The sequence below is a fragment of the Bacilli bacterium genome, assembly GCA_036381315.1.
Taxonomy (GTDB): Bacteria; Bacillota; Bacilli; order Paenibacillales; family KCTC-25726; genus DASVDB01.
Map to the genome: position 1 here is coordinate 1 of DASVDB010000123.1, position 8369 is coordinate 8369.

7 protein-coding genes are annotated in these 8369 nt (G+C 52.5%); 3 read left to right on the plus strand and 4 right to left on the minus strand.

Features of this window, described 5'->3' with window-relative positions; all coding sequences use genetic code 11:
- Positions 1–525: 525 nt before the first annotated feature.
- Positions 526–999: a hypothetical protein gene (locus VF260_09220; GenBank protein HEX7057357.1), complete on the minus strand. Its 474-nt coding sequence runs from the start codon at positions 997–999 to the stop codon at positions 526–528.
- Positions 1000–1563: 564 nt separating this feature from the next.
- Between VF260_09220 and hisS the strand changes: the two genes are divergently transcribed.
- From hisS to VF260_09235, 3 genes are read left to right on the plus strand one after another with little or no spacing between them, the layout of a single operon-like run.
- The gene (gene hisS, locus VF260_09225; GenBank protein HEX7057358.1) at positions 1564–2823 is read left to right on the plus strand and encodes a histidine--tRNA ligase; all 1260 of its coding nucleotides are present in this window, start codon (positions 1564–1566) and stop codon (positions 2821–2823) included.
- 33 nt (positions 2824–2856) lie between these two features.
- A complete protein-coding gene (gene aspS / locus VF260_09230; GenBank protein HEX7057359.1) occupies positions 2857–4620 on the plus strand; it encodes an aspartate--tRNA ligase in 1764 nt (587 codons plus the stop codon).
- A gap of 14 nt (positions 4621–4634) precedes the next feature.
- Positions 4635–5942: a replication-associated recombination protein A gene (locus tag VF260_09235; GenBank protein ID HEX7057360.1), complete on the plus strand. Its 1308-nt coding sequence runs from the start codon at positions 4635–4637 to the stop codon at positions 5940–5942.
- Here VF260_09235 and VF260_09240 read toward each other — a convergent pair.
- From VF260_09240 to VF260_09250, 3 genes are all read right to left on the minus strand, one after another.
- Positions 5939–6337, minus strand: coding sequence for a metalloregulator ArsR/SmtB family transcription factor (locus tag VF260_09240; protein HEX7057361.1), 399 nt, complete (start codon positions 6335–6337; stop codon positions 5939–5941). The genes VF260_09235 and VF260_09240 overlap by 4 nt on opposite strands.
- A 5-nt stretch (positions 6338–6342) precedes the next feature.
- A complete protein-coding gene (gene mnmA, locus VF260_09245; protein HEX7057362.1) occupies positions 6343–7443 on the minus strand; it encodes a tRNA 2-thiouridine(34) synthase MnmA in 1101 nt (366 codons plus the stop codon).
- Between the two features lie 14 nt (positions 7444–7457).
- Positions 7458–8369 (minus strand): LTA synthase family protein (locus tag VF260_09250; GenBank protein HEX7057363.1); only part of this gene is annotated, 912 nt, incomplete at its 5' end.

The following is an 8369-nucleotide window of genomic DNA, read 5'->3' on the forward strand; positions in this document are numbered from 1 at the left end:
TCCATCGATTCGACCTCCGTTAGCTGATCGTATTCTATCTGTATCATGCCGCTTCAAACTTCACTTCCAAACGGTTTTCTCCGAGGCGCCGCGATGCGAAACGGGGGCTCCTCTACCCGGCCAGCGCTAACGGACGCAGCATAGGCTATTTGCCGAAAAAAGGCTGGGCAAAAATTTTAACGGTCACCACAGCGGCTATTCGCCTTATTTTTATCTGAATACCGCATAAAGTGCTAAAATAAGCGCGCCTACGTCCGTTAAACTTTAAAACCGGGCGTAAAACCCAAAATAGCCTCTGTCACGTCCGTTAGACCGGAAAGCACCCTACCGTGACCATTGGATCTGAAAGCACACTACTACTTAAAGCTTGCAAGTAGGGTTAAAGGCCGCAAGCGGCAAAACGACCGAGTTTTCGTCGGCAAGCTTTAGGTGGCTTTAGCCACAGGTTGCTTTTCGGCAGTATTTAGCCTAAAAAGTCGGCTTTCAGCCGCTCACAGGAACCTGTCGACTTTGGTCGATAGTGGTTCAAACTGGCTTTCTTCGCAGCGTTCGGATTGAAACTTCATGCTCTCCTACTATTTCATGAAATGACTTTTGGTCTTCCAGTACTTTTTTAACGTCCTGATTGGTTTCCATTATGGCTTGCTTAATCATGGGGATTTCGGAGACTTGGGATTTAACTTCATGCAAGGTTGTTTCAAGATTTCCGATGCGGGACTCCATATTGCTGATTTGAGATTCTATGTTGCTGATACGGGACTCCATATTTCCAATCCGGGACTCCATATTTCCAATCCGGGAATCCATTTCACTGATATGGGATTCTATGTTGCTGATACGGGACTCCATATTGCTGATTTGAGATTCTATGTTGCTGATACGGGACTCCATATTTCCAATCCGGGAGTCCATTTCACTGATATGGGATTCTACTTTCTCCAAACGGGAGTTAACGGATTGAATTTCTCCCAAAATCTGCAATAAAATTTGTTCGCTCATTATCATCTTCCTTCCGTTATAGAAGTTCATTTATATACCGCGATGACAGTCCGAGCAAAACATTCGATGCCTGATTTTGTCGCACGTACATATCTCTTTCTATACATTGTATCACAAAAAAAGGAGGAGGGCATACGACGTCGTTCATAAAATGCCAACAACCGTATATTACGTTTTGTGGCACAGCCGAACTTGACTTTGCCGCTCCGCAAGGTTAAAATTTGATCAATAAATTTGCTTATATGGATTCGATGATGGGATGAAGTAGTTCGGATACGCATACGCAGAGAGGGAAGCCATAGGCTGCAAGCTTCCTTGTGACGGCCGGATGAAAGACCTCCCGTAGAACACGCTGTGAAGTGCCGTTAATCCGAACCGGATGGCGACAACGGCATGGTAGCAGACGTGCGGCGGCAACCGTTAACCGCAAGAGCGCAAATGCTTTCGCCGCAACCGGCGAAGAGCGTTTGAATGTGGGTGGCACCACGGGCGATCAACATCACCCGTCCCTGACAATTGCAATGTCGAGGACGGTTTTTTATTTTTGTTGGGAGTTGGATCAAAATGGCCATACAAAAGCCGAAAGGAACACAGGATATTTTGCCGGGCGAATCGGAAAAGTGGCAGTTCCTTGAAGCAAAAGCACGGGAAATATGCCGCCGTTTTTGCTACAGGGAAATCAGGACGCCGGTTTTCGAGCATACCGAGCTTTTTCGGCGCGGCGTCGGGGAGACGACCGATATTGTCGAGAAGGAAATGTATGAATTTTTGGATAAGGGAAAACGGAGCATGTCGCTGCGCCCCGAAGGCACAGCCGGGGTTGTCCGCGCGTATGTGGAAAATAAGCTGTACGGCGAACCGGATATCAGCAAGCTCTACTACATCGGTCCGATGTTTCGTTATGAACAGCCGCAATCCGGCAGGCAGCGGCAATTTCACCAATTCGGCGTGGAAGCGTTCGGGTCGGTGGATCCGATGTTGGATGCGGAAGTGATTGCGCTGGGGTTTTCTTTTTACCGCGAAATCGGTTTGCGCGACGTGACGGTCGAACTCAATTCCGTCGGCACGCCGGAAATTCGCGCGCAATTCCGGGAGAAACTGCTGGCCTTTCTTACGCCGATCAAACAAACGTTGTGCAAGGATTGCCAATCGCGGCTGGAACGCAACCCGCTGCGCGTCCTTGATTGCAAAGTGGATCAGGACAAGTTTAAGGGCGCTCCTTCGCTCATCGATCATCTTGACGATGAATGCCGCGCACATTTCCACCGTGTGCAGGACGGGCTTAACGCAATGGGGGTACCGTTCAACATCAATCCTCGTTTGGTGCGCGGCCTGGATTATTACACGCATACCGCTTTTGAATTTAAAGCGGCGGGCATCGGCGCGATCGACACGATCGGCGGCGGCGGGCGCTACAACGGCCTGGTCGCGGAAGTGGGCGGCCACGATCAGCCGGGCGTCGGTCTGGGATTGGGGTTGGAACGCATCCTGCTCGTGCTGCAAGCGCAGGGCGGCGAAATTCCGTTTTCTCCCGCGGTCGATGTTTACTTTGTATCGCTGGGCGAAGCCGCCGACCGCCAAAATGTCGCCTTGCTGCAGCAACTGCGGTCCGGCGGAATCGCCGCGGAAAAAGACTATCTGGGGCGTAAAATGAAAGCGCAGTTGAAAGCGGCGGATCGTTTGGGGGCGCGCTTTGCGGCGATTCTTGGCGACGATGAATTGGCGGCGGGCGCCATCGCGCTGAAAAATCTGGCGACCGGCGAGCAAGAGATGGTTGCCATTGCCGATTTTCCCTCTATTGTCGCCAATCGCTTGCACGAATAACCGAAAGTTCACTATAAAAGGAGCATGAAAAACATGATTTTGAAAAGCCATTCCTGCGGACAGTTAAACAAGCAACATATCGGACAAACCGTCGCCTTGAACGGTTGGGTGCAAACCCGGCGCGATTTGGGCGGAGTGCTGTTTATCGATTTGCGCGACCGCAGCGGAATCATCCAGATTGTGTTCAACCCCGAATTTTCCGGCGACGCCATGGCTGTTGCCGATCGTGTACGCAGCGAATACGTTCTGGGCGTAAAAGGAACCGTTGTCGAACGCGATCCCGCAACAATTAATCCGAATATCGCAACGGGTGAAATTGAAGTGCGGGTTACGGAAGTGGAAATTTTAAACCAGGCAAAAACTCCCCCGTTTTTTATCGAAGACGGCATTGAAACGGATGAATCGGTGCGGTTGAAATACCGGTATCTTGACTTGCGCCGCCCGGAAATGCAAAAAACGCTATTCCTGCGCTCAAAGGCGGCCAAAATATTCCGCGATTTTCTTGACGAACATGGATTTATTGAGGTGGAAACGCCCATTTTAACCAAAAGCACGCCGGAAGGAGCCCGGGATTACCTGGTTCCGAGCCGCGTGCATGAAGGCGAGTTTTTCGCTTTGCCGCAATCGCCGCAGTTGTTTAAACAATTGCTGATGGTTGGCGGGTTGGAGCGCTACTATCAAATCGCCCGCTGTTTCCGCGATGAGGATTTGCGTGCGGATCGGCAGCCGGAATTTACCCAGGTGGATATCGAAACGTCGTTTTTGACTCGCGATCAACTGCTCGACATGATGGAGAATTTGGTGCAAAAAGTGTTTAAAGAAACGATTCAGGTCGACGTGCCGATTCCGTTTCAACGTCTGACATACGCCGAAGCGATGGACAAATACGGCTCGGACAAACCCGATCTGCGGTTCGGCCTGGAACTCGTGGACGTTTCCGATCTTGTGAAAGACAGCGGCGTGCAGGTATTCAACTCCGTCGTGAAAAAAGGCGGCGTCGTCAAAGTGTTGAACGCCAAAGGCTGCGGCACGTGGAGCCGTAAAGAAATTGACGATCTGGGCCCTTACGCCGCCAAATTCGGAGCCAAAGGCCTGGCGTGGATACAGGTGAAAGAAGGGGAAATGCGCGGCCCGATTGTCAAATTTTTCACTGAAGCGGAGCTTGCCGCGCTCAAAGAGCGCGTTCATGCGGAAGAAGGGGATTTGGTGTTGTTCTCCGCCGACAACCCCAAAGTCGTGGCGGACGTCCTTGGCAATTTGCGGCTTAAGATCGGCAAACAGCTTGGATTGATTGACGAGCGCGTGTTCAAGTTTGCATGGATAATAGATTTCCCGCTTTTAAGCTATGATGAGCAGGAAAAACGTTATGTAGCCGAGCACCATCCGTTTACCCGCCCAATGGATGAAGATGTGCCGCTTTTCGACAGCGATCCGGGCAAAATCCGGGCGCAAGCGTATGACCTTGTGCTGAACGGGTATGAAGTAGGCGGCGGCTCGATGCGTATTTATCAACGGGATGTGCAGGAAAAAATGTTCCGGGCGCTGGGCTTCTCTAAAGAAGAAGCGTATGAAAAATTCGGCTTCCTGCTGGATGCGTTCGAATACGGAACACCGCCGCATGGCGGCATCGCGTTTGGCTTCGACCGTTTGGTGATGCTGCTTGCGGGGCGCAGCAACTTGCGGGAAACGATCGCGTTTCCGAAAACGGCGAGCGCGACCGATTTGATGACTGATGCGCCGTCGGAAGTAGGAGTCCGGCAACTCGAAGAGTTGTCGATACGCGTGGTGAAAAAATAGCGGGAGTGTGCAACATGGATCTGTTTTCCCTGCAGGAATCGGCGCGATCGCCGCTGTTGGCGGAGCGGATGAGACCGACCACGCTGGAGGAATTTATCGGACAGGAGCATATCGTCGGATCCGGCAAGCTGCTCAGACGCGCGATTGAAGCCGACCAGCTTTCGTCGATCATCCTATACGGACCTCCGGGCTGCGGCAAAACGACGCTCGCAAACATCATCTCGCTTAGGACCCAATCGGAATTTATCCGCTTGAACGCCGTTGACGCTTCGGTAAAAGACGTTCGCGACTGCATCGACCAGGCGAAAAACAACCGCAGCCTATACGGCAAAAAAACGATCCTGTTTCTTGACGAAGTGCACCGTTTCAATACATCGCGCCAGGACGCCCTGCTGCCCGCAGTGGAAAAAGGCGAGATTGTGCTGATCGGCGCCACCACGGAAAATCCGTTTCATCATGTGAACGGCGCGCTGTTGTCGCGTTCGACCTTGTTTGAGCTTCATCCGTTGACGAAAGAGCATTCCTTGATCGCCATGCGGCGCGCGTTGGCCGATGCGGAAAAAGGATTGGGGTTTATGCGAATTCGTGCGGACGAGGAAGCTTTGGCCCACATCGCCGCAATGGCCGGAGGCGATATCAGGCGCGCCCTGAACGCGTTGGAACTGGCGGCGCTGACGACTGCGCCCGATGCGGACGGCGCCGTGCATATCACGTTGGCGGTGGCGGAGGAGTCGATCCGCAAGCCGACGGTCAAAGCGGACGAGTCGACGCAGTACGACGTATTTTCCGCTTTTCATAAAAGCGTCAGGGGCTCCAGCGATGCCGCATTGTTCTGGTTTTTATACGCTGTGGAAAAACTGGGCATGGACCCGTTCGTGTTTATTCGCCGGCTTACGGTGGCCTGCAGCGAGGATATCGGTTTGGCCAACCCGCAGGCGATGGTGCAGGCGGTCAGCGCGATGCAGGCATATGAGAAAATCGGCTGGCCGGAGGCAAAGTACAACATTTGCCAGGCGATTCTGTTTGCCGTGGAAAGCCCGAAATCGAACGCCGTGGCGCTTGCGATCGGCAATGCGATGGCGGCCATGGACGGGTTGAAGCGGGCGGAAGTGCCGCTGCATCTGCGCGACGCCCACTATAAGGGCGCGGAAAAGCTGGGGCATCGGGGATACTTGTATCCCCACGATTTTCCCGGGCATTATGTCGAGCAGCAGTACCTGCCCGATCCGATCCGCCATGCGGCATTCTATCATGCGACGGAGCAGGGAATGGAAGAAAAAATCAAAAGCAACCAGGAAAGACGAAGAAAGAAGCGGTATTAATCGGCATTGATCCGCTGCTTGCGTTTTTTGCGCGGCGCATCGATATCGGCAAGTTGGGCGGATTCATGATGCTTGGCTTCCCTTCCAATGCGGTCCAACATTTCCACCGTGTCGATCAGATGATTGTTAAAGATTTGCCGCGCGGTAGACAAAAGGTCGATGATCATCGGGTCTCTCAGCGAATATCGGACGCGGTTGCCGAATTTCGTCCCGTTCACAATATTTTTGTGCCGCAAAATACTGAGTTGCTGCGACACTTGCGAGCCTTCCAGGCCGATTAGCGTCTGCAGTTCATGCACGTTTTTATCTCCATCCGCGAGCAATTCCAAGATCTTAATGCGCAACGGGTGCGCCAGCGCCTTGAAAAACTCCGCCTTGAACTGTTGCAATTCCATTTTTTTCAACTCCGTTCCCGCTGAATTTGGTCGATTGTGCCGCCGCCCAGGCACACTTCTCCGGCAAAAAAGACAACCATTTGTCCGGGAGTAATCGCTTTTTGCGGTTGCGCGAATGTCACCCGGCACACGCCGCCGTCTTGCGGCACTACTTCAACTTGTTGATCCGGTTGGCGGTAACGGAATTTCGCCGTGCACGCAAACGGCCCGTCCGGTTTTTTGCCGATCCAGTGCACATCCGTTGCCGTCAAACCCGTCGAGAAAAGCATGGGATGGTCGGCGCCCTGCACCACATACAAAATGTTGTTTTGCAAATCTTTTTCCGCCACGAACCATGGCTCCCCGCTGCCGGAGCCGCCGATTCCAAGCCCTTGCCGCTGCCCCAGCGTGTAATACATCAAGCCGTCATGCCGCCCCTTCACTTCGCCTGCGTAGGTCCGCATTTCGCCAGGTTGCGCCGGCAAATAACGGCGCAAAAATTCCTTGAAATTCCGTTCTCCGATGAAGCATATCCCTGTGCTGTCTTTTTTTCTGGCGGTCGCAAGTCCCGCTTCCCGGGCAATTTCCCGCACTTTGGGCTTCATGAGGCCGCCAAGCGGGAACATGGCTTTCGCCAATTGGCGCTGGTTGAGCAAATAAAGAAAATAGCTTTGGTCTTTATTGGCGTCCACGCCGCGCAACAAACGAAAGTAGCCGTCCTTCCGGTCGATGCGGGCATAATGGCCGGTGGCAATGTAATCGGCTCCCAGATCAAGCGCTTTTTGCAGAAATTCGCCGAACTTGATGTCCCGGTTGCACATCACGTCGGGGTTTGGGGTCCGCCCTTTGCGGTATTCGTCGAGAAAGTAGGTGAAAACTTTATCGTAATACTGTTTCTCAAAATTTACCGTATAGTACGGAATGCCGATTTGATGGCAAACCCTGCGCACGTCTTCCGCATCGTCTTCTGCCGTGCAGTGGCCGAATTCGTCGGTATCGTCCCAATTTTTCATAAAAATGCCGATGACGTCATAACCTTGCTTTTTCAGCAAGAGCGCCGCAACGGACGAGTCGACGCCTCCCGACATGCCGACAACGACCCGTATTGAAGAGTTTGGTTTGTCCATGCACATTACCTCTTTTAAGGAATCTTTTCTTCTTGTTCTTGCTCTTGTTTGCGGAAGTCCCTGAGCAAATCGTTCGTAATGATTTTGTCCGAAAACGAAAGCTCTTGCATCGCCATATCCGCGCCATCGCGGCAAAGAGGCAGGCCAACCCGCTGCCGCGAAGCCAGATTATAGCAAACTCCTTTGTTAACATCGCCGTCCGGGGACGCTACAAAATATAATTTGCCGTCGCTGAATCCCCCGCTGCGGAACACGATGCGGTGATCCGCGTGATCCGTAATGGTGCGACCCATCATATCATATTGGGAAGCGTCGATGCCCAACAGTTGCAGCACGGACGGGGCGATATCGATCATGCCGACGGTTTGGCGCGATTCTCCCGTCTCCCGGCTGCCCGGTATGTGAATATACAGCGGCGTTTGCCGAAGGATCTGGTCCTGCGTCAGAGCGTCGAAGGAGACGCCGATGAAATCAGCCATTTTTTTGTCCATGTTCAGGTAACCGTCATGATCGCCGTAAAAAATGAGCACCGTGTTGTCCCAAAGCCCTTCCTTTTTCAATTTGTCGACTAACGTGCCGATGGCGTAATCAACATAATGCACGGCGGTCAAATAGTTTCCGAACAAGGTGTCCGCATATGGGCCGAGCGGCAGCGTGTGGTATGATCGCGGAATATTCGAATACGGATGGTGGCTGGACAAGGCGACGAGGAATGCATAAAACGGCTGCCTGGCTTGTTTGAGCATATCGACGGATTGCGTAAAGAAATATTCATCGCCAATATCCCAGCCGACAATCTCCGCCGGCTTGAAATCGCCTTTGCCGTAAAACTTGTCGAAGCCGAAATTCCGGTACATCGCTTGCCGGTTCCAGAACGTTTTTTCATAAGGATGAAAAGCGTATGCGGCATATCCGTTTTGTTTCAA